The organism is Sporosarcina sp. P29 (assembly GCF_002743265.1).
Classification (GTDB): Bacteria; Bacillota; Bacilli; order Bacillales_A; family Planococcaceae; genus Sporosarcina.
The window spans coordinates 268678-288654 of the sequence record NZ_PDYX01000003.1 but is presented as its reverse complement, the minus strand read 5'-3'; the positions used below and the strand labels follow the sequence as shown (position 1 = coordinate 288654).

At 39.5% G+C, this 19977-nt stretch carries 19 protein-coding genes; 7 read left to right on the top strand and 12 right to left on the bottom strand.

The window, feature by feature from the left end; genetic code table 11:
• Positions 1-67: 67 nt before the first annotated feature.
• The 3 genes from CSV68_RS05010 to CSV68_RS05000 form a co-directional block, all read right to left on the bottom strand.
• Positions 68-1465 (bottom strand): SpoVR family protein, encoded by a 1398-nt coding sequence (locus CSV68_RS05010; protein ID WP_099633263.1) that lies wholly within the window; start codon positions 1463-1465, stop codon positions 68-70.
• Positions 1456-2616, bottom strand: a complete 1161-nt coding sequence (gene yhbH / locus CSV68_RS05005) for a sporulation protein YhbH (protein WP_099633262.1) — start codon at positions 2614-2616, stop codon at positions 1456-1458. The genes CSV68_RS05010 and yhbH overlap by 10 nt, the downstream gene beginning before the upstream one ends.
• Before the next feature lie 236 nt (positions 2617-2852).
• A complete protein-coding gene (locus tag CSV68_RS05000) occupies positions 2853-4751 on the bottom strand; it encodes a PrkA family serine protein kinase (RefSeq protein WP_369823473.1) in 1899 nt (632 codons plus the stop codon).
• Between the two features lie 161 nt (positions 4752-4912).
• On the opposite strand from CSV68_RS05000, the gene CSV68_RS04995 reads away from it, so the two are divergent.
• Entirely contained in the window at positions 4913-5776 is an 864-nt protein-coding gene (locus tag CSV68_RS04995) for a YitT family protein (protein ID WP_099633260.1), read from the top strand.
• 38 nt (positions 5777-5814) lie between these two features.
• On the opposite strand, the gene purU is transcribed toward CSV68_RS04995, so the two are convergent.
• The 3 genes from purU to fdhF all read right to left on the bottom strand — a co-directional run bounded on the left by purU (position 5815) and on the right by fdhF (position 10273).
• Positions 5815-6723, bottom strand: coding sequence for a formyltetrahydrofolate deformylase (gene purU, locus CSV68_RS04990; RefSeq protein ID WP_099633259.1), 909 nt, complete (start codon positions 6721-6723; stop codon positions 5815-5817).
• 118 nt (positions 6724-6841) lie between these two features.
• Entirely contained in the window at positions 6842-7330 is a 489-nt protein-coding gene (locus CSV68_RS04985; RefSeq protein ID WP_143560984.1) for a helical membrane plugin domain-containing protein, read from the bottom strand.
• Between the two features lie 18 nt (positions 7331-7348).
• Complete coding sequence (gene fdhF / locus CSV68_RS04980) at positions 7349-10273, bottom strand: formate dehydrogenase subunit alpha (RefSeq protein ID WP_099633257.1); 2925 nt, start codon at positions 10271-10273, stop codon at positions 7349-7351.
• Positions 10274-10534: 261 nt separating this feature from the next.
• On the opposite strand from fdhF, the gene CSV68_RS04975 reads away from it, so the two are divergent.
• From CSV68_RS04975 to CSV68_RS04965, 3 genes are all read left to right on the top strand, one after another.
• Complete coding sequence (locus tag CSV68_RS04975; protein ID WP_099633256.1) at positions 10535-10876, top strand: Na-translocating system protein MpsC family protein; 342 nt, start codon at positions 10535-10537, stop codon at positions 10874-10876.
• Positions 10877-10891: 15 nt separating this feature from the next.
• Positions 10892-11737, top strand: coding sequence for a formate dehydrogenase accessory sulfurtransferase FdhD (gene fdhD, locus CSV68_RS04970; protein WP_099633255.1), 846 nt, complete (start codon positions 10892-10894; stop codon positions 11735-11737).
• A gap of 178 nt (positions 11738-11915) precedes the next feature.
• Positions 11916-13196 carry an L-lactate MFS transporter gene (locus CSV68_RS04965; protein ID WP_099633254.1) on the top strand — a complete coding sequence of 427 codons (1281 nt, stop codon included), beginning with the start codon at positions 11916-11918 and terminating at the stop codon, positions 13194-13196.
• Positions 13197-13243: 47 nt separating this feature from the next.
• On the opposite strand, the gene ypfJ is transcribed toward CSV68_RS04965, so the two are convergent.
• Positions 13244-14089: a KPN_02809 family neutral zinc metallopeptidase gene (gene ypfJ, locus CSV68_RS04960; protein ID WP_099633253.1), complete on the bottom strand. Its 846-nt coding sequence runs from the start codon at positions 14087-14089 to the stop codon at positions 13244-13246.
• Positions 14090-14303: 214 nt separating this feature from the next.
• Here ypfJ and serC point away from each other — a divergent pair, with 214 nt between their 5' ends.
• Positions 14304-15401, top strand: a complete 1098-nt coding sequence (gene serC / locus CSV68_RS04955; RefSeq protein ID WP_099633252.1) for a 3-phosphoserine/phosphohydroxythreonine transaminase — start codon at positions 14304-14306, stop codon at positions 15399-15401.
• Positions 15402-15439: 38 nt separating this feature from the next.
• Here serC and CSV68_RS04950 read toward each other — a convergent pair whose 3' ends face one another.
• The 3 genes from CSV68_RS04950 to CSV68_RS04940 form a co-directional block, all read right to left on the bottom strand.
• Positions 15440-16291: an STAS domain-containing protein gene (locus CSV68_RS04950; protein WP_099661571.1), complete on the bottom strand. Its 852-nt coding sequence runs from the start codon at positions 16289-16291 to the stop codon at positions 15440-15442.
• 30 nt (positions 16292-16321) lie between these two features.
• The gene (locus tag CSV68_RS04945) at positions 16322-16747 is read right to left on the bottom strand and encodes a hypothetical protein (RefSeq protein WP_099633250.1); all 426 of its coding nucleotides are present in this window, start codon (positions 16745-16747) and stop codon (positions 16322-16324) included.
• Positions 16748-16831: 84 nt separating this feature from the next.
• Positions 16832-17089 carry a YqkE family protein gene (locus tag CSV68_RS04940; protein ID WP_099633249.1) on the bottom strand — a complete coding sequence of 86 codons (258 nt, stop codon included), beginning with the start codon at positions 17087-17089 and terminating at the stop codon, positions 16832-16834.
• A 126-nt stretch (positions 17090-17215) separates the two neighbouring features.
• Between CSV68_RS04940 and CSV68_RS04935 the strand changes: the two genes are divergently transcribed.
• Together CSV68_RS04935 and CSV68_RS04930 are read left to right on the top strand one after the other, a co-directional pair.
• Positions 17216-18118, top strand: coding sequence for a hydroxymethylglutaryl-CoA lyase (locus tag CSV68_RS04935; protein WP_099661570.1), 903 nt, complete (start codon positions 17216-17218; stop codon positions 18116-18118).
• A 14-nt stretch (positions 18119-18132) separates the two neighbouring features.
• On the top strand, positions 18133-19059 hold the full coding sequence (locus CSV68_RS04930) for an alpha/beta hydrolase (protein ID WP_099633247.1): 927 nt from the start codon (positions 18133-18135) through the stop codon (positions 19057-19059).
• 65 nt (positions 19060-19124) lie between these two features.
• Here the strand turns inward: CSV68_RS04930 and CSV68_RS04925 are convergent, their stop codons facing one another.
• Positions 19125-19361 carry a YneF family protein gene (locus tag CSV68_RS04925; RefSeq protein WP_099633246.1) on the bottom strand — a complete coding sequence of 79 codons (237 nt, stop codon included), beginning with the start codon at positions 19359-19361 and terminating at the stop codon, positions 19125-19127.
• A gap of 110 nt (positions 19362-19471) precedes the next feature.
• Positions 19472-19912 (bottom strand): sporulation inhibitor of replication protein SirA, encoded by a 441-nt coding sequence (gene sirA / locus CSV68_RS04920; protein ID WP_099633245.1) that lies wholly within the window; start codon positions 19910-19912, stop codon positions 19472-19474.
• Positions 19913-19977: the final 65 nt, after the last annotated feature.

Here is a 19977-nt window from a genome sequence, read left to right as displayed (position 1 = left end):
GAAGGCAATCTCCATATTACAGGAGTTGTCTTCAGTCCAAGAATACGCTATGACTATTCTCTTTTCGTTATTTACTTCTCCTAAACACTTTGTGTCCATCATATGAAAATACTAAAGGTTTGTTCTCAAGTATTGTTTCGATATGCACGATGCGTCCCCAAAGCTGATGTATATGAGGTAAAACATGTTCTAAATATGGCAAATCAAGTTCAGTGTCTTCGTAGCGGTGAATAAGATACAGTTCACCATTACGCATATAGTCCCCATCGTCTACTACTATATAAGGAAAACCACCGTTCACTCGCTGACCAATTAACTGATTCCGGACAGCATCGGTCTGTTTGTCAGAGACTTTGTATTGGTCTTCCTGCTTTTGAAATACATACAGATCCTCTTGTTTGATGAGGTCGTCCGTTAAGTAATTCCGAATGAAAGATGTATCATTTTCGATTTCACGCGCTTCGAATATTTTTTCCCGTCCCGTCATCGCTTCTTCTCCACGTGAAGTGGCTTCTTTAGCTAAAACATCGTAGCGCTTCTCAATATCCTCATACATTTTAACACCGAGATAATACGGGTTAATGGAGGTCTTAGAAGGCTGTAGTACACTAGCATTAAGTTTTGCAAACTCAATTGTTTCTGAAGGCGTTAAATCCATTTGTCGGAGGATGGTTTGATGCCAATAAGAAGCCCACCCTTCATTCATGATTTTCGTTTCCAACTGCGGCCAGAAATACAGCATTTCCTCACGTAACATCGTCAAGATGTCTGATTGCCATTCCGTTAGATTACGACTATTTTCTAGAATAAATAATAAGATGTCCTTTTCTTGTTCCTTCGGATTCTTTTTGTGCATTTCAATCGCTTGCTGACCGGGAATTGTCCGTTGATCTAGGTCCCATAAATCTTCATATGCTGATCTACGAGGTTGTTGGACAATAAACGGTGCCGGGATAATGTCTCGCATCATACTTGGATCTACATGTTCTTGAATGGCTAATACCGCATCAAGAAACGTTTCCACACATTTCTTTCCGTAACGTACCTCATAGTCTGCAATTCGTTCGGCTGTAGCCGCCATGCTTTCAACCATGTCTTTACGCGTCTTAGAGAAATAGATATTATTCTTGAAGAAGTCACAATGCGCTAATACATGCGCAATGATTAATTTATTTTGAATCAAACTATTCGTATTTAATAAAAATGCATAGCAAGGATTTGAATTGATCACTAGCTCATAAATTTTGCTTAATCCTATATCATATTGCAATTTCATCTTATGGAACTGTTTACCGAAACTCCAATGCGTGAAACGTGTAGGCATTCCATAGGCACCAAACGTATACAGAATATCCGCTGGGCAAATTTCATACCGCATCGGATAAAAATCGAGTCCAAACCCACTGGCAATCTCCGTAATCTCATCAATTGCATAATATAATGCCCGTTGATCAGTCAGCGTAATCCCTCCGTTCGCTTTTCGAAAAACTTCTTGAGCGCAAAGTAGACATCGCGATTTTTTTGCAAAATATAATAATTGAATTTTGGATGTTCAATTGATTTATACGCAGACATCAACGTTGACATTCTACGATGTTCATTGACTTCGGCATATCCAAACATATTCGATATCGCTAATAATTCATCCACGTGTTCCAAACACTTCTTATTGTCACTTGTCATATTCTCCCCGTCCGAAAAATGTACAGGATAGATATTATACCTAGTTGGAGGATAAGATTCTTTAATAACTTCCAATGCTTTACTATAGGCAGATGAACATCTGGTCCCACCACTTTCTCCTTTGTTGAAGAAGTTTTCCTCTGATACTACTTTCGCTTCCGTATGATGCGCAATGAATTCAATTTCTACCGTTTCATACTTTGTCCGTAAAAACTTTGTCATCCAAAAGAAGAAACTTCGTGCCATATACTTCTCAAATTTACCCATTGAACCACTCGTGTCCATCATTGCGATGACAACCGCTTTCGATTGCGGTTTTTCCACGGGATTCCATGTTTTAAACCGTAGATCATCTCCTAGAATTGGAGCAACTTCAGCTTTGCCTTTCATCGCATTACGTTTTATGGCAGATAATAAAGTCCGTTTTTTATCAATATTACCGATTAGTCCCTTTTTACGGATGTCCGTGAAATCAATATCTTCAATCGTTGTTACTGATTGTTCTTTTTGTTCCAAGTCTGGCAGCTCTAATTCTTTAAAGAACATCTCTTCCAACTCTTCAATCGAGACTTCCGTTTCATAGATATCTTGCCCCGGCTGATCGCCTGCTTCTTTTCCTTCACCTGGCTGCGCTTTCTTTTCTCCTTGCGCCACTACGTCTCCTACCGCACTGTCACCTTCTCCTTGGCCAACGTGCTTGGACTTGTCGTGGTTGTAACGAATTTTAAATTCATCTAGTGAGCGTATTGGAATCTTCACCATGTCTTTTCCATTTGAAAGTATGATGTTCTCTTCACTAATCAAGTCGGGTAAGTTACTTTTTAGTACTTCATTTATTTTATCTAGATGGCGTTGCTGGTCCTGATGGCCTTTGCGATGGAGAGACCAATTTTCTTCAGTGACAACGAATCGACTTTTCTGGTTTTCTTCCACTCGTATCCCCGCCTATCTTTCGAACAATTTGTTTCCCTATCATATGCGATAGCTATTTGAATATTGACTAAACAGCAACAAAACTAAAAAGAGACCTCATGATTTGAGGTCTCTTGGTTTTGATTTGTATAGGCTTCTATTAGTTCTGGAACCGTGATTTGCTCTGCGGAGTGCGAACTTAAACCCGAGTTGCAATCCCATCATTACGCCAATTCAATTCACAGTACTCATCCAATTTATCGATTTAACAAACTGCCTACGTAACGCAGTAGGTCGTTTGCTGAGATAGAGTTGTAGCCATGTTCGTCTACTAGGCGTGCTACGACTTCGTTCATTTTCTTCAGTTGTGTCTCGTCAGGCGTTGTAGAAGTTGTGGTGATCTTCACGACGTCTTTTAGATCGGTGAAAAGTTTTTTCTGAATCGCTTCACGTAAACGGTCATGAGAGCGATAGTCGAAGCGCTGGTGTTTTCTTGCATATGCCGAGATGCGAATCAGAATTTCTTCTCGGAATGCTTTTTTCGCATTCTCGGAAATTCCTATTTGTTCTTCCAGCGAACGCATTAGCTTTTCATCGGGATTGATTTCTTCCCCAGTAAGTGCGTCACGTAGTTTGTTTTTATTACAGTATGCTTCAACGTTATCCAAGTAATTATCCATTAATGTTTTGGCAGACTCTTCGTAAGAATAGACAAAAGCTTTCTGGACTTCTTTTTTCGCAATTTCATCATACTCTTTACGCGCCATTGAAATATAGTTCATATACGTGTCACGGTCTTCACTAGAAATGGAAGCGTGTTGATCGAAGCCGTCTTTTAATGAACGCAATACATCTAGTGCATTGATGCTTGGTACTTCTTTTCGGATAATTGCAGAAGAAATACGGTTGATGACGTAGCGTGGATCGATTCCGTCCATTCCTTCATCTATAAATTCGTTCTTCAGTTCTTCCGCATCTGCATCGTTGAAACCTTCGACATTCTGACCATCATACAAGCGCAATTTCTTCAAGCGATCGATGCCTTGTTTCTTGGATGCTTTCAAACGTGTCAAAACAGAAAAAATAGCAGCCACTCGCAATGCATGCGGCGCAATGTGGACGTGAGCCATATCACTGTCACGAATCATTTTTTCATAAATCTTTTCTTCCGCACTTACTTTTAGATTGTATGGAACTGGTATGACAATCAATCTTGAGTGAAGCGCTTCGTTCTTTTTATTACTAATGAATGAACGATATTCCGTTTCATTCGTATGCGCAACGATTAGTTCATCTGCACTAATCAATGCAAATCTTCCTGCTTTAAAATTTCCTTCCTGTGTTAAAGACAATAAATGCCAAAGAAACTTTTCATCGAGCTTCAGCATTTCTTGGAACTCCATCATGCCCCGATTCGCTTTATTCAATTCTCCATCAAATCGGTATGCACGTGGATCCGACTCTGAACCATATTCAGCAATAGTGGAGAAGTCTATACTTCCAGTTAAGTCAGCGATGTCCTGTGACTTCGGATCGGATGGTGTGAATGTTCCAATCCCGACACGACGGTCTTCTGAGAACAGAATGCGTTCCACTACAACATTTTCAATTTTACCTCCGAATTCTTCTTCAAGACGCAACTGATTTAAAGGCGATAAACTACCTTCGATTCTTATGCCATACTCTTCAAAGAATGACTTCCTCAATGATTCCGGAATCAAGTGCAATGGGTCTTCATGCATCGGACATCCTTTGATCGCATACACCGCTCCTTCATCCGTGCGGGAATACGCTTCTAGCCCACGTTTCAACATCGTAACGATAGTAGATTTACCACCACTAACAGGTCCCATCAGTAACAGTACGCGCTTCTTTACATCTAAACGCTTGGCTGCCGGATGAAAATATTCTTCCACTAAACGTTCGATAGACTCTTCCAGACCATATAACTCTTCATCAAAGAAATTATAAATCTTCTTACCGTCTTTCTTTTCAATTCCTGCGCTTTTAATCATTTCATAAATACGGGAATGTGCAGTCTGTGCCACTTCTTTACGCTCTTTAATTAATTCTAGATACTCCAAAAATGTACCTTCCCACTTCAACTGATTTTCTTCTTTGCGATAGTTATGCAACTGACGAATGATATCCAACATATCTCCTCCAATTAGGCTATGATGTATCATCTTATGTTCTGAAAGAGTAAAAGATTCATCATGTCCTTCGGAAGAAAAATTGACAACCTTAGATTTTCACTACTTTCTTTTTAAAAATTCCGTTAAGATAGAATAAATACGTTTGAAAAAAGGGGAGTTTTATGAGCAAACAGCATAAAAAAGAAACCGTGGGGCATTTACTTAGACGCTATTTATTCATTTCTATTGGTGTTGTAATTACAGCAGTTGCTTTAGATTTATTTTTAATCCCTAATTCCGTAATTGACGGGGGTATTATCGGGATCGCACTTATATTGAATTTCATTTCTGGAGTACCTTTTGGGATTTTGATTTTGATCTTAAATTTGCCCTTCTTGTTCTTCGGCTATAAACATATCGGCAAGAACTTTTTCTTCTCCTCTTCCTATGCGATTGCTTTGCTTGCGATTGTAGAATTTCCACTAAAAAAACTAGGTCCATTCGTTACAGATTCGTTACTCGCTACAGTCTTTGGAGGATTGTTGCTTGGCGCAGGTGTTGGAACCATCATACGTAATGGCGGGGCGCTAGACGGGACGGAGATTCTCGGCATTTTACTTACAAAGAAAATCCCGTACAGTGTCGGAGAATTCGTAATGTTCTTCAACCTCTTCATTTTCGGATGGGCAGGCTTTGTACTCGGACCCGAAAAAGCGATGTACTCGATCATTACATACTATATAGCCTCAAAAGCGATCGACATTGTGATTCAAGGCCTAGACGAGACCAAGGCCGTCTTTATTATCTCCGATGAATATGAAGAGCTGGGTGAAGCGATTCGTCTACGACTCGGCCGCAGCATTACAATGTTGCACGGTCGGGGTGGCTATTCGGATAACGAAAAAGACGTCATCTATGTAGTCGTGACAAGACTAGAAATTTCAAAGCTAAAGCAAATCACTACCGACATAGACCCTTCTGCGTTCTTGACCATCATGAACACACAAGAAACACATGGAGCGACCTTCAAGTCACCTATACATTAAAAAAACCGCCACTCATTTGAGCGGCGGTTTCGTGTCTCTTAATGGAAGACAATGGTTTTATTATTCTCTACAATCACTCGATCTTCAAGATGCCACTTCACTGCACGTGCAAGAACACGTCGCTCGATAGTGCGTCCAATCTTCTTCAATTGAACAATATCATCACGGTGATCTACGCGCTCGATGTCCTGTTCAATGATTGGACCTTCATCTAAATCGTTCGTTACATAGTGTGACGTTGCACCAATCAGTTTTACACCACGTCCAAAAGCTCTTTCGTAAGGACGCGCACCGATGAAGGCCGGCAAGAACGAATGATGAATATTGATAATTTGATTCGGGAAGTGACTAACGAATTCAGGTGTTAGTATTTGCATATAACGTGCTAACACGAGTACGTCCACATCGTATTCTTCCATTAACTTCACTTGCTGTTTCTCTACTTCTTGGCGTATATCTTTGTTCGCCGGAATGTAGTAGAAAGGAATACCAAGTGCTTCGACCATTCCGCGAGCATCTTCATGGTTACTGATAACCACAACGATGTCAGTATTTAAATCACCATTCTGCCATTCCCATAGCAATTCCATTAAGCAATACGGTTCTTTGGAAACAAAGATCGCCGTTCGTTTTAGTTCTACGGCGTACGAAAAGTGATAGTCCATTTCATATTGGTTCGCAATGTCATTAAAATGTTCTTCCATTTCTTCTTTTTTCTCCATTAGATTGTCTAAATGGAATGCGATACGTAAATAGAACATGCCACCTTCTGGATCAGTTGAATATTGGCTGGATTCTACGATATTTGCTTCATATTGTAGCAAAAATGCGGAGACTGCAGATACAATTCCCGGTTTATCTGAGCATTTCACAAGCAGTCTTCCGATGTTTTTCTGTGCTGTAGATTGTTCTTGTAAATGTGTTGCAATTTTACTTTGGGCCGACATATTTTCATCTCCTACAAATAATGTTACGTAATGAATAAGTTCCCCAGCCAGTAAGGCTAGGGAACGTGTAAACGCTTCTCATACAGTATGAAGCAAAGTGATGTTTTTCGCAAAAATCTTACTCAGCAGGTTTTTCTAAACCTCTCCCCATCCCTTTTAAGAAGTTCATACCGAAAGTTAACGCACGATTGATATCAGGATCATTGATAGCTTTCATCAGTTGAAGAACGCCTGTTTTCTGACCTTCATCATTCCCTTGCTCTGCTTCCGACAATCCTTTTTGGACACTTTTTGAGAGTTGCTGAATGGTGGCTGGGTCTAATGCAGTTAGAATTCCAGCTCCTGCCATCAAATTATTGAGCAGGTTGGTGACAGGTTCTCTGGATACTTGACCTAACGCTATGCCGGTAATCTTTTCTTTTGAATGAAGCATGGCTTGTAATGCGTCTAGTGCGCCAATCTTATGCAATTCACCTGTGATCTCCATGATTTTCTGCAAAGACTCTTCCTGTTCAGCAATTTGTTTCTGTAGTTCCGCCAACTTATCCTGCTGTATTTCCAATTCGGATCGTTCTGTTCTTTTAATAGAAGTTATGGGTGCCGCCATTGATATTCACCTCACTAGTTATTGATCTGTTAATTGGACATATCCTGGTCGATTCCATTTCCGCTCTACTTCTACACCATTTTGAGGATGGCGTTTCTTATCACGGTGGTTGCTCTTAGGTAGTGGATTGTCTCCTTGCTTCGCGAGCACTTCCATGCGAACTTTTGTCTGCTTGTAAGCGGGTGTATTCGTTCGTTCATCAGTCGCAGGTCCGGTTAGGAAGTTGATGGCAGATTCCTTATCAACAGAATTCATCGGTAAGAATAATTCATTTTTCCGTACCCTATCTGTTACCAATGCAGGTAGTTTCACTGCTCCATACGGAGAAATAAGTCTTACATAAGTACCTGTGACTACTCCACGCTCTTTTGCCAATTCAGGTGAAATCTCAACAAATATATTAGGAACTTTCTCTTGGATACCTTCAGATTTATTCGTCATATTTCCTTCATGGAAATGTTCGAGCATACGGCCATTGTTAATATGAAGATCAAATTCATCAGGGAACTTTACTGGTTCAATCCAATCCGATAATGCAAAGCGTGCTTTCTTGTCTGGGAAATTAAATCCATCTGTATATAGAAGTGGCGTGTTCTTCCCTTCTAGACTTCCCCAAAGGAAACTCCCCCAACCTTCTAACATCTCGTAAGAAGCTTCTCCGAACATAGGACTCAAACTTGTCATCTCAGCAAATATGTCACCTGGATGTGTGTAATTCCAGTTAGCACCTAAGCGATTTGCCACTTCTTGGATGATCCACCAATCTTGGCGAGAGTCACCTTTATTCGGCAATGCTTTATAAAGTCGTTGTACACGGCGCTCCGTATTTGTGAATGTACCGTCTTTTTCAAGTGATGGCACTGCAGGTAAAATGACGTCTGCGTATTGTGCTGTGCGTGAGAAGAAGATATCTTGTACAACAAGGAAATCAAGCTTCGACAGTACATCATGAACATAGTTTGCATTGGAATCCACCAGTGCCATATCTTCTCCTACAATGTACATCCCCTTCATAACACCTTCATCAATCGAGTGAAGCATTTGAATATTATCAAGTCCTGGTTTACTTTCTATCTCTACACCATAAGCACGTTCAAATTTCTCTCGTGCTGCATCGTCTGTAATATGCTGATAGCCAGGCAACCAACCAGGCAAGCTCCCCATATCACAGGCACCTTGTACGTTGTTGTGTCCGCGTAATGGATAAGCACCTGCGCCTGGACGACGATAATTTCCTGATGCAAGCAATAGATTAGAAATTGCTGCTGAAGTATCGGAACCGCCTGTATTTTGTGTAACTCCCATTCCCCATAATATGCATGTACCATCTGCATCACGGATCATTTCAGCTGTTTGAATTAATACTTCTTTTGAAACGCCAGTTACTTTTTCTGCATATTCAAGCGTATAGCGATCCAACACTTCATTAAAATCTTCAAAATGAAGTACATTTTCGTCAATGAATTGCTGATCATGCCAGCCTTGGTCGATTAAGTATTTTGTCACTGCCATTAGCCATACTTGATCAGTTCCTTGCTGAGGTGTCATAAAGATATCTGCGCGTTCAGCCATTTCATGCTTTCTGAGGTCAGCTACAATTAACTTTTGACCGTGTAGCTTGTGTGCTCGCTTTACACGTGTAGCAAGAACTGGATGACCTTCTGCGGGATTTGCACCTACAATGATGACCAAGCCTGCTTCGGCAATATCTTTAATCGTGCCAGCGTCTCCACCCATACCTACCGTACGGAATAATCCGTCTGTCGCGGGAGACTGGCAGTAACGAGAACAATTATCTACGTTATTTGTACCAAATACTTGTCGAGCGAATTTTTGAATGACATAGTTCTCTTCATTTGTGATTTTTGACGAGGAGATGACGCCGATTCCGTCTCTGCCATGCTCGTCACGGATTTCACCTAGATTTTTTGCGACTAAATCCAATGCTTCATCCCATGACGCTTCAACAAAGTCGTCACCTTTACGAATAAGAGGCGTTGTGATACGTTCTTCACTATTCACAAAGTCCCAACCAAATTTCCCTTTGACACAAGTAGAAATCTGGTTGACAGGTGCATCGGAAACCGGTTGGATTTTTAATATGGTACGATCTTTTGTCCATACTTCAAATGAACAACCTACTCCACAGAATGTGCAGACAGTTTTCGTTTTATTGATTGTAGATTCTCTCATCGCCGATTCTACATCGGAAATCGCCATGATACTGCTGTAACCTGGTTCTACATCTTTGATCAAATCCACCATAGGCTCCATCAGCTCGTCACTCATTTTAGTCATAAATCCAGCTTCACCAAGCATCGTTTTTTCCATCAGGGCATTACATGGACAAACCGTAATACAATGGCCACAGCCTACGCAAGAAGAATCATTAATCTTCGCTCCGCCATCCCATAGAACAATTGGACGATCACGCTCCCAGTCGATTGAAAGCGTCTCATTCACTTGTAAGTTTTGACACACTTCCACGCACTGACCGCAAGCGATACATTGATTCGGATCGTAACGGTAGAATGGATGAGTGAAATCTACTGCATCTTTCGTGCATTTCGGCTCGTATGGATATTTTTGTTCTTCCACTTCCATAAGTGCCACGGTATTATGTACTTTACAGTTCCCATTGTTGTTATCGCAAACGGTACAATAAAGTAAATGGTTCTCTAAAATCCGATCCATTGCTTCCGTTTGTGCTTCCTTTGCACGCGGGGACGCTAATTTAACATCCATGCCGTCGACAGCTTGTGTTGAACAAGCTCGTGTTAATTCACCATTCACTTCGACAATACACGTATCACATGTCTGTATTGGATCGACTTCTGGCAAATAACATATTTGTGGGTGCTCAATCTTATTTGCATTGATAATTTGAATGAGTGTCGACCCTGGTTCGAAGTTAAAAATCTTATCATTGATTGAAATTGACATACAGGCGTCCTCCTTCTCAAATAAAAAATCCACCATAAAAAAACCGTCATTACGGTATTTTTTTATGGTGGAATAGTTTCTTAACAGGACTTGCTAAAGAACCAATCCATACTTACTATTACATGTAGGTTGATGGACTCCTAGCAATCACATACTAGATTTCCATCTGTTATGTATTTAGTATAAAGTAATAAAGCGTATAATACAATGGCTACCCTCAAATAATTAGACTATTCTGTAAATACTACAAGGAAGTGTCCTATGAAGAAAATTCATGAATTTAATGATATCATCCGTAAATTACGAAAAGACTTATTTGGCAAAGGTCCCGAACGAATTCATACAATATTTATCGATAATATGGTGGTCTCTACACTCTACGGTAATTTGACTCCTACAGAGAAATTCATTGCAGGAACGCCAGAGGGAAAAGAAATGGTCCACCGCGCGCGAACTAGCATGATTCAGGCAGTCTATGCAAAAGAGCCGCCAGAAGGATTGGAACAATTAGTCGACGCGAAGTTTCTGCATTTATTCAGCGATTTTAAAATTGATGATGATATTGCGGTTTCAGTATTTTTATTCGATCGATCGATTGACTAAAAGGGAGGAAGAATTATGGAACAGCAACAACAACGATCCATTATTCGATTTCAGGATGGGACAGTCTTTGAAAAAGAAGATTCGGTTGCAGTTGAATACGCAATCACAATTAAACTAAACAACAAGGAATTTGCGACGATTGTATGTACGCCAGAATATATCGAGGATATGACAGTAGGCTTCTTAGCTTCAGAAGGAATAGTACCGAAGTGGGAACAAGTAAAGGACATTCGTCTTGATCTGGAAAATGGCTTTATTTACGTCGATACCGACAAGGCCTATCCATTCTTTGAACAATTGCAAAATAAAAGGTATATCACATCTTGTTGCGGCATGAGCAGACAAGGATTTATCTTTGCCAACGATGCACTGACAGCGAAAAAGATGGACAGTATCTCTGTTAAACTCACACCCGTACAAATATTTTCCTTGATGAATCAAATGGAAGATCAGGCAGAAATGTTCCGACATACCGGCGGTGTTCACAATGCAGCTTTATGTGTACCTGATCAATTGTTGTTATCCCGTATGGATATTGGCCGCCATAATGCGTTAGATAAAATTTATGGGCACTGTCTAAAGAACGATATCTCTGTGCGAGATAAGATCATTGTGTTCAGTGGACGAATCTCCTCCGAAATTTTACTTAAAGTCGCCAAGATCGGTTGTGAAATTGTCCTATCAAAATCTGCACCTACGGAATTAGCTTTGAGCTTAGCAGACGATTTAGGAATAACTACGGTCGGTTTCATACGTGGAGGATCCTTTAACGTATACACACATCCTGAAAGAATCGTTATGGATGACAATTCTCTTTTTCCGACTACAGGAAAAAGTAATATTGACAATCTTGTGAATTGATAATAATATACTCCTTAATCCTAAGTTACATTCCAGTAATTGTTTAATTATCTTCCTTTCATTTCCACTTCGCGAACTAGTGGACTGTCGACTATTCATTTACTCCACCGACTAGTTAAGAGGTTTGTTTACTGGAATTAGAACTGTGGAAATTTTTTGTTAAAAAGGAGGACTACAAATGAAAAAAACAAAGAACAGATGGTTGATCGCGTTATCTGCAGTAGGTATTCACATTTCCATCGGATCTGTTTATGCCTGGAGTAACTTCACTAATCCACTTATTGAAGAATTTGGATGGACTACAAGCCAAGTACAGCTAACGTTTAGTATAGCCATTTTATTTCTTGGTTTATCAGCTGCTTTTTTAGGTCACTTTGTAGAGAAATATGGTCCAAGAAAAGCAGGATTACTTGCAGCTGTGTTCTTCGGGGTCGGAGTGACAGGTTCCGGACTGGCAGTAGGAATGTCTTCATTACCTTTGCTGTATGTCTTTTACGGTATGCTCGGTGGAATTGGCTTAGGTGTAGGATATATTGCACCTGTTTCTACGCTCGTCAAATGGTTCCCAGACCGCAGAGGGCTAGCTACGGGACTCGCCATCATGGGCTTTGGATTCGCAGCAGCCATTAGTAGTCCTATCATGGAATACTTGATTGTCAACGTTGGTTTACAAAACACTTTTTATATTCTTGGTGTATCGTATTTTCTTATCATGATGCTCTCTTCTCTTTACCTAGAAAAGCCGGAAGAAGGATGGGCACCGCCTGGATTCATTGAAAAAGTTCGTTCAGGTAAAACTGAAGTTAAAGAAGATCTTGCTCAATTGACAGCAAATCAAGCAGTCAAAACAAAACGCTTTTATTATTTATGGCTAATGTTATTTATTAATGTCACGTGTGGTATTGCAATTCTATCCGCTGCCAAACCAATGGCGATTGATAGTATCGGCATGACGACTATTCAAGCAGCAGCATTAGTTGGTGTGCTAGGCATTTTTAACGGGGCCGGAAGACTTGGCTGGGCTGCGATTTCGGATTTTATCGGACGTCCGAATACGTATACTACGTTCTTTGTCATTCAGCTTGTTCTGTTCGCTATTTTACCCTTCACCACAAACGCAATTATTTTCCAAGTCATTCTAGCCGTAATCTATACGTGCTATGGAGGAGGTTTCGCTTCTATTCCGGCATATATTGGTGATATATTCGGAACGAAACAACTTGGAGCCATCCACGGCTATATTTTGACAGCATGGTCTGCTGCTGGTGTGGCAGGGCCGATGTTTGCCGCTTGGATGAAAGATACGACAGGTAGTTACGAGAGTAGCCTACTGTTCTTTGCTAGCTTATTCGCAGTTGCTCTAGTCATTTCCTTACTCATACGAGTGGATATTAAAAGACTACGAAATGAAAAAGAAGGGATCATTCCAGCTGAGCCTGCCATAGCCGCAACAAAATAAAAAAATCGCGAACGTCACTTTGATAAACAAAATGACCTTCGCGACTTTTATTTTTCGGTTTGATTAAATGTGTCCCCACCATCAATGGTACCTAATTCAAATCCATGTTCAAACCAATAAATTCGTTGTTTTGCTGTACCGTGTGTGAAACTTTCTGGAACAACGTACCCTCTTGCACGTTTTTGGATCGTGTCGTCACCAACCGCACCCGCAGCAGTGATTGCTTCTTGCAAGTCCCCTTGCTCCAAATATCCGCGTCCCTTTGCATGATGCGCCCAGACTCCCGCAAAATAATCTGCCTGTAATTCAAATCTCACTAAATATTTATTAAATTCTTCTTCGCTCATTTTTTGACGTAGCGGCATCACTTGATCTGAAATTCCGAGTAATGTTTGCACATGGTGTCCTACTTCGTGAGCTACTACATAGGCCATAGCAAAATCACCAGGTGCTTTAAACGAACTTTGTAATTCATTATAAAATGCTAAATCAATATACAATTTTTGATCACCCGGACAATAAAACGGTCCTGCAGCTGCACTTCCATATCCACAAGCTGTATCCACTTGTCCTGAATATAGAACTAGTGTAGGGTTTTCATACTGAATTCCTTGTTGAGCGAATAACTCCGACCAAATGTCTTCTGTATCCGCGAGTACAACCGATACAAAATCTGCCAATTCTTTATCTTGTTCGGTTTCCACGTACGGTTGATCAGGTACAGCTGAACTACTATCTAATAAATCAGTTGGGTTTCCACCTAATATAAGAAACAATATAATACCGACAATCCCAAGACCGCCACCACCTAATGCGATCGCACCTCCGCCTCCACCACTCTTCCCTCTTCGATCCTCAACATTTGAACTTTTTCTACGTCCACCTGTTTTCATTCTGTCTCCCCCGTTTCGGCTTTATGTGAGCTGAATTTTACATCATTATGTAGATGCTACTTGATTACAATTTACCCATTTCCCCAACAAAACAAACAAGACGAGCATCTTATTGAGTTGAATAATTTATTGCGAATTGGCAGATAGCTATTCCCCATGTATGATTTTTCATATATACTTTACTTTAGGGTTGTAAACTAATGAAGGAGTGAGTTTGTTGAGTAATCAAAAGTCTGTCTATAATTTTAACGCGGGTCCATCCGCTCTCCCACGAGAAGTTCTTGAAAAAGCACAAGCTGAACTAGTGAATTTTAAAGAATCAGGAATGTCTATTATGGAAATGAGTCACCGCAGTGCTACTTATGAACAAGTACATAATCAAGCAATTGAACGCTTACGTTCTTTATTCACAATTCCTGAAAACTATGAAGTACTATTCTTGCAAGGTGGAGCTAGTCTACAATTTGCAATGGTACCGATGAACTTCTTAGCAAAAGGAAAAAAAGCAAGCTATATTATGTCAGGCGCATGGTCAGACAAAGCACTTAAAGAAGCAGGGACAATCGGTGAAGTATATGAAGCTGCTTCTACAAAAAATGCAAATTATAATCGCGTTCCATCTTCAGAAGAAATTACATTTGAAGAAACGGATGCGTACGTGCATATTACATCAAACAACACAATCTTCGGTACACAATTCCACGAGTTCCCTGTCACTGGCAATGTTCCGTTGATTGCTGATATGTCCAGTGATATTCTGTCAAGACCATTAGACGTTAGTAAATTCGGAATGATTTATGCTGGTGCTCAAAAAAACCTTGGACCTTCAGGTGTTACAGTTGCGATTATCCGCAAAGACTTGTTAGATAATGCGAATAGCGCGATTCCAGCTATTTTGAAATATAGTACACATTCGTCTAGCAACTCTTTATATAACACTCCTCCGTCATTTGGTATTTACATGTTGGGTGAAGTGCTTGGTTGGATGCAACAACAAGGCGGCTTGGAAAAAATCGCAAAGCGCAATGAAGAAAAAGCGAACTTGATCTATGAGGTAATCGACAACAGTAATGGTTTCTATACAGGACATGCTGAAATAGAAAGTCGCTCATTGATGAACATCACGTTCCGTGTAGCGGATGAAGAGTTGGAAAAACAATTCTTACAAGAAGCTAAAGAGGCAGGATTCGTCGGGCTAAATGGTCACCGTTCTGTAGGCGGATGTCGTGCGTCTGCATACAACGCAGTACCATTTGAAGCATGTCAGGCGTTACAGCAATTCATGCTTGATTTCCAAGAAAAAAATAAGTGAAATCTAAAAGCCAAGTCACTCATAAGTGACTTGGCTTTTTACTGTTCTACAATAATAAATTCTTTTGAGAAAGCTAATTGCAAAGAACTAAATGTTTGGATATTCGTAAAATCTAAACCAAGCTCTGTCGACGCTTGGGCAATTGCCGGTAAGATACCTGTAATGGTGCATCTTGTTCCTAATAGAGATAACACTTTTGTAACTTGAAAAATCTTCTGAGCTACCAGTGTATCAATTACGGTCACTCCCGATAAGTCAATGAATAAATGTTCAATGTCAGACTCTAAACTTCTCTCCGGAATACTTTCCAACATAATACGTGCACGCAGCTCATCCATATCACCAATTAGCGGTACTACACCAATTTTATCGGTAATTTTAATGATGGGTGAGCTTAACTCATTAATTAAGCTTTGTTGGATATCAAACTTGCTGTTGATATATTCATTATAGGTTTCCGCGAAATTAATATAAATTTGATCAAATGCACTATTGATCGTTTCACTCCAACGCATATAATCTTCTAGTTTAATGTCGTCTATATTGGCCAACTTAAAATCATTTATTATTTGCCAGTATGTTAAACGAAGTTTACTTAACGCCTCTATAACTTCTTCTATGGGGGTATTGCTGTTGACTCTACTTAGAGCGACAACGGCAGCCCATTTTTTTTTGTTTTTTTCAAAGATTTCAGGATCATCAAGTAAACTACTAATGATGGTTAAATTCGTTAATCTATTTTGTTCACGAAGTGTTTCTTCCATTTCTGGGTGCGCGCTGAGCGAATAAATAGAATCTTTTTCTATTATTCTCATCGCTAGCCAAGAAGTAGTGATTTCCGGCAATTTTGCTAGTAAATATTCATAAAGCCTTACATCAAGCTGTTTCATCTTAGATCCTCCTGGATACGTTCTTCGATCTTATTGAATGTGTATAATTAATTGATTCGCTTCAAAGTCAAAGATATTTAATATGACCCCAAGAACCGTTATATATTTGTATATAGATTCATAATACGTGATGCCATATTCTTTGTCATATTGCGCAATCGGATATACATACTGTTCTTCCGAAGGGATGGGCAAGAACTTCCAAGGTCTTGGAGAATCATTGTTTTTTTCCGCATGTGCATCTAATAACATATTATAAAAACTCTCTACCTTTTTTTCAGGAAAATCATAATATATAATAGGCCCTGTTTTCTCAATAGTTTCTAAATTTCTTTGCACCCAATGAACAATTGGATGCTCAATTGGAGCTGAATGAACGCGCTTCAAAAGATTTTGGGATGTAGGTTCTTTTTGAGTATTTAGTTTATCACAATACGTAATATACAAAAACTTCATTATTCCCTCTCCTTTGCAAAAGGCTTTTAATATAGTAATCATTTTACTAGTACAGCTATTCCCACATCTATTTAAGTAGTACTTTTAATACTTGGTTCCATCATATCCATATTCCTCTAGTAATTCTTCAAAACTTTTATTTTTCTCACGTTCTTTGCGCTCTTGAATACGTATTTCTTTTTCCTGTTCCAATTTTAATTCTTCTTCTACTTTCATTTCCTGCTTCATTCCTTTTAATTTAGCTAACATATCATCGCTCATTAAATCTGAAAGTGAAGTTGCAGACTCATCTACGATTTTGCTCTCTTGTTTCGTCGATGCTTTTCGTTGTTTTTTTGACATAGTAAACACTACTTTCTATTTGATAATTGAGATACATCTTATTGAAATTATCCAGATAATTGTCAAGGGTTATACATTGCCCTTATTCGCTTTAATTACGTACAATAGATTGAGGGAGGGATGTTTATGTATAGCTTACCAAAAAACGTAACGTTAATCGAGGTTGGACCGCGCGATGGCTTACAAAATGAAAAAAACAGTATTCCTACTGATCAAAAATTAGCTTTTATACATTCTTTGCAGCAAGCAGGTATACATGAAATGGAAGTTACCTCTTTCGTATCACCAAAGTGGGTACCACAAATGTCAGATTCCAAAGAGATTATGGCACGAGTTAGCAAACAAGGCAGGCAGATTGTTCTCACGCCAAACGCACGTGGTGTTGAGAATGCACTCAAAGCTGGTGCAGATAGCATGGCGGTGTTTGTAGGCGTGAGTGATACATTCAATCAACATAATATCAATCGCTCCACTACGGAGAGCGTGGAGACGTTGCGACCTATTGTCCATCAGCTCAAAATAGATCAGCGTTTTGTAAGAGCTTGTATTTCAACAGCATTTCACTGTCCGTATGAAGGTTTTATTCCACTTGAACAAACTCTGGCACTTTGCAAGAAGTTTGTCGATATGGGTGTAGATGAATTAAGTGTGGCAGATACTGACGGTATGGCCAACCCTTTAGCCAGCTATACTTTGTTTCGAGAACTAAAAAAACAGTTTCCAAATATTTTAATTACAGCACACTTCCATGATACCCGTAAATTAGGATTAGCTAATATTTACGCCTCCTTACAAGCAGGTGTTGATCGATTCGATACATCTGCAGGTGGTCTTGGTGGCTGTCCTTTTGCACCTGGCGCTACAGGTAATGTCGCAACGGAAGATGCGTTATATCTTTTGCAGTCAATCAATGTAGAAACAGGGATTGATCTGGATAAAATATGTGCAGCAGTAGATGAAGTTGCACCTTATCTGTCACGTCCCATTGAAACGGCGATGTATAACTTATATAAACGAAGAAGTAAATAGAAAGGAGGATTTTGGTGAAACGTAGAGTAGTGTATATTGTCGGTATAGCGTCAAGTGTGATGACAGCGTTTCTTACAATTTTCGGGATTCTTCTCACTAATCGTCTAATGTATTTAAAAACAAAAGACTCAGAAGTTATTTTGCAGCGTGAAATGATTGCTAAACGCTTTGATCGTCAGTGGTTTGAAACTATAAGAAAAGATGATATTTGGATTCCCTCACCTAACGGCTATAACTTACGCGCGATCTTCTTGCGACCTTTAGATACAACACGAACGGTTGTCATTTGTCATGGCGTAACAGAAAATAAAGTGAATTCTATCAAATATGCACGACTGTTTGAACGTTTAGGATTTAATTCTGTTATTTTTGATCATCGGCGGCATGGCGATTCTGGCGGCAAAACAACAAGTTTTGGATTTTATGAAAAAATAGACTTAAAAGAAGTTGTGACAGCTGTTCGTGAACGTGTAGGTAAGCGCGCTTTAATTGGCATCCATGGAGAATCTATGGGAGCTGCCACTACGCTGTTGTACGCAGGTACGTATGAAGATGAGGCGGATTTCTATATATCTGATTGTCCATTTTCTGATTTCTCAGAGCAACTATTGCATATCATTCGTACAGAGATGCCTTTTAAGACCTCAATGAGCTTGCGAATCGCCAATTTGTTTTTGAAGATTCGTGATGGTTATACTTCTGCAGCTGTTTCCCCCCGCGAAGTGATGAAGTTTATTGATAAACCCGTATTATTCATTCATAGCATGGAAGACACATTCATTTTGCCTCAAATGACGGAAGAGTTATACGAATTAAAAGAAGGCGATAAAATGATGAAGCTTTTCGCAAAAGGTGCTCACGCTAAATCATATAATGACAATCCAGATGAATATCTGCAAACGGTTCAAACATTCCTCAGTCGTTTTCGTTTATATTCTTGATAATGCTATACAATAGAAAATAAAAAAGCTCCGTGTTAGCAATTCTGCTATTCACGGAGTTTTACTTATTTTTTTTTAGCTGGCTTGTCTTGAACCTTGCTCATCTGAGCCATCATTTGGTTAATTTTCTTTTGTGAAGGTTTCTGTCCCATTTGCATCATCATCATACGTAACATTTGTTCATTAATTGGCGGATTGTCCTTCAAATAATTCATCATATATTTACGTGCTATGAAAAAGCCGAGAGCTACTCCGCCGATCAAAGCGACGACGATCAATAAAATTGCTATCCATAAAGTCATTACTGCCAAACCCCCCTCATAAAAATAGTTCGATTACATACTACCAAGAAGGATTATACAACATAGCAGCAGTGAATAGCAATGACTGTACGCAAATTGTGCGGAAGTTTTTACATCATCGAATTTTCTAGTATCATGCGTTCAGAGTGTTTAAGTGGTTTGAGCCAGCCGCATTCTTGCTGTTCATTCATCACCGCAAAAAAACGATCAGTTGAAGTGGATAGTGCTACAAATAAATCTAAATCCAACATGCGTGACCCTTGGCAATACACCTGTATACTGTGCGTACCCATTTTGATGAATACTTCTCCCTTGATTAAGTGTGTCAATCGATATTCATTATGATATGAATCCAATTCATCAAAACTTTTTGCCAAGTTATTCTGAATAATAGTATCTAGTTCTCTTTGATTTAACCGATCACATAAATATTCAATTTCTTGATAATTCGTAGAAGGACCTACTGTTAGCAGCTCAAATAATAATCGTTCACGTCCCATTATGAAGGACTGATACGCTGACTTGATCTTGAAAATTTCATACTTCCTCATAACGAACACCTCCTACTGTCTATCATAGAACTTGTCCTCAGTAAATCGTGTCAGTTTGCGGAAAA

Coding starts and splice junctions, on each gene's coding strand:
- CSV68_RS04945 (WP_099633250.1), bottom strand. CDS start 16,747: ATGAAGTTTTTGTATATTACGTATTGTGATAAACTAAATACTCAAAAA.
- CSV68_RS04965 (WP_099633254.1), top strand. CDS start 11,916: ATGAAAAAAACAAAGAACAGATGGTTGATCGCGTTATCTGCAGTAGGT.
- CSV68_RS05000 (WP_369823473.1), bottom strand. CDS start 4,751: ATGTTGGATATCATTCGTCAGTTGCATAACTATCGCAAAGAAGAAAAT.
- CSV68_RS04995 (WP_099633260.1), top strand. CDS start 4,913: ATGAGCAAACAGCATAAAAAAGAAACCGTGGGGCATTTACTTAGACGC.
- purU (WP_099633259.1), bottom strand. CDS start 6,723: ATGTCGGCCCAAAGTAAAATTGCAACACATTTACAAGAACAATCTACA.
- CSV68_RS04940 (WP_099633249.1), bottom strand. CDS start 17,089: ATGTCAAAAAAACAACGAAAAGCATCGACGAAACAAGAGAGCAAAATC.
- fdhF (WP_099633257.1), bottom strand. CDS start 10,273: ATGTCAATTTCAATCAATGATAAGATTTTTAACTTCGAACCAGGGTCG.
- ypfJ (WP_099633253.1), bottom strand. CDS start 14,089: ATGAAAACAGGTGGACGTAGAAAAAGTTCAAATGTTGAGGATCGAAGA.
- CSV68_RS04950 (WP_099661571.1), bottom strand. CDS start 16,291: ATGAAACAGCTTGATGTAAGGCTTTATGAATATTTACTAGCAAAATTG.
- fdhD (WP_099633255.1), top strand. CDS start 10,892: ATGGAACAGCAACAACAACGATCCATTATTCGATTTCAGGATGGGACA.
- CSV68_RS04975 (WP_099633256.1), top strand. CDS start 10,535: ATGAAGAAAATTCATGAATTTAATGATATCATCCGTAAATTACGAAAA.
- CSV68_RS04925 (WP_099633246.1), bottom strand. CDS start 19,361: ATGACTTTATGGATAGCAATTTTATTGATCGTCGTCGCTTTGATCGGC.
- sirA (WP_099633245.1), bottom strand. CDS start 19,912: ATGAGGAAGTATGAAATTTTCAAGATCAAGTCAGCGTATCAGTCCTTC.
- CSV68_RS04935 (WP_099661570.1), top strand. CDS start 17,216: ATGTATAGCTTACCAAAAAACGTAACGTTAATCGAGGTTGGACCGCGC.
- CSV68_RS04985 (WP_143560984.1), bottom strand. CDS start 7,330: ATGGCGGCACCCATAACTTCTATTAAAAGAACAGAACGATCCGAATTG.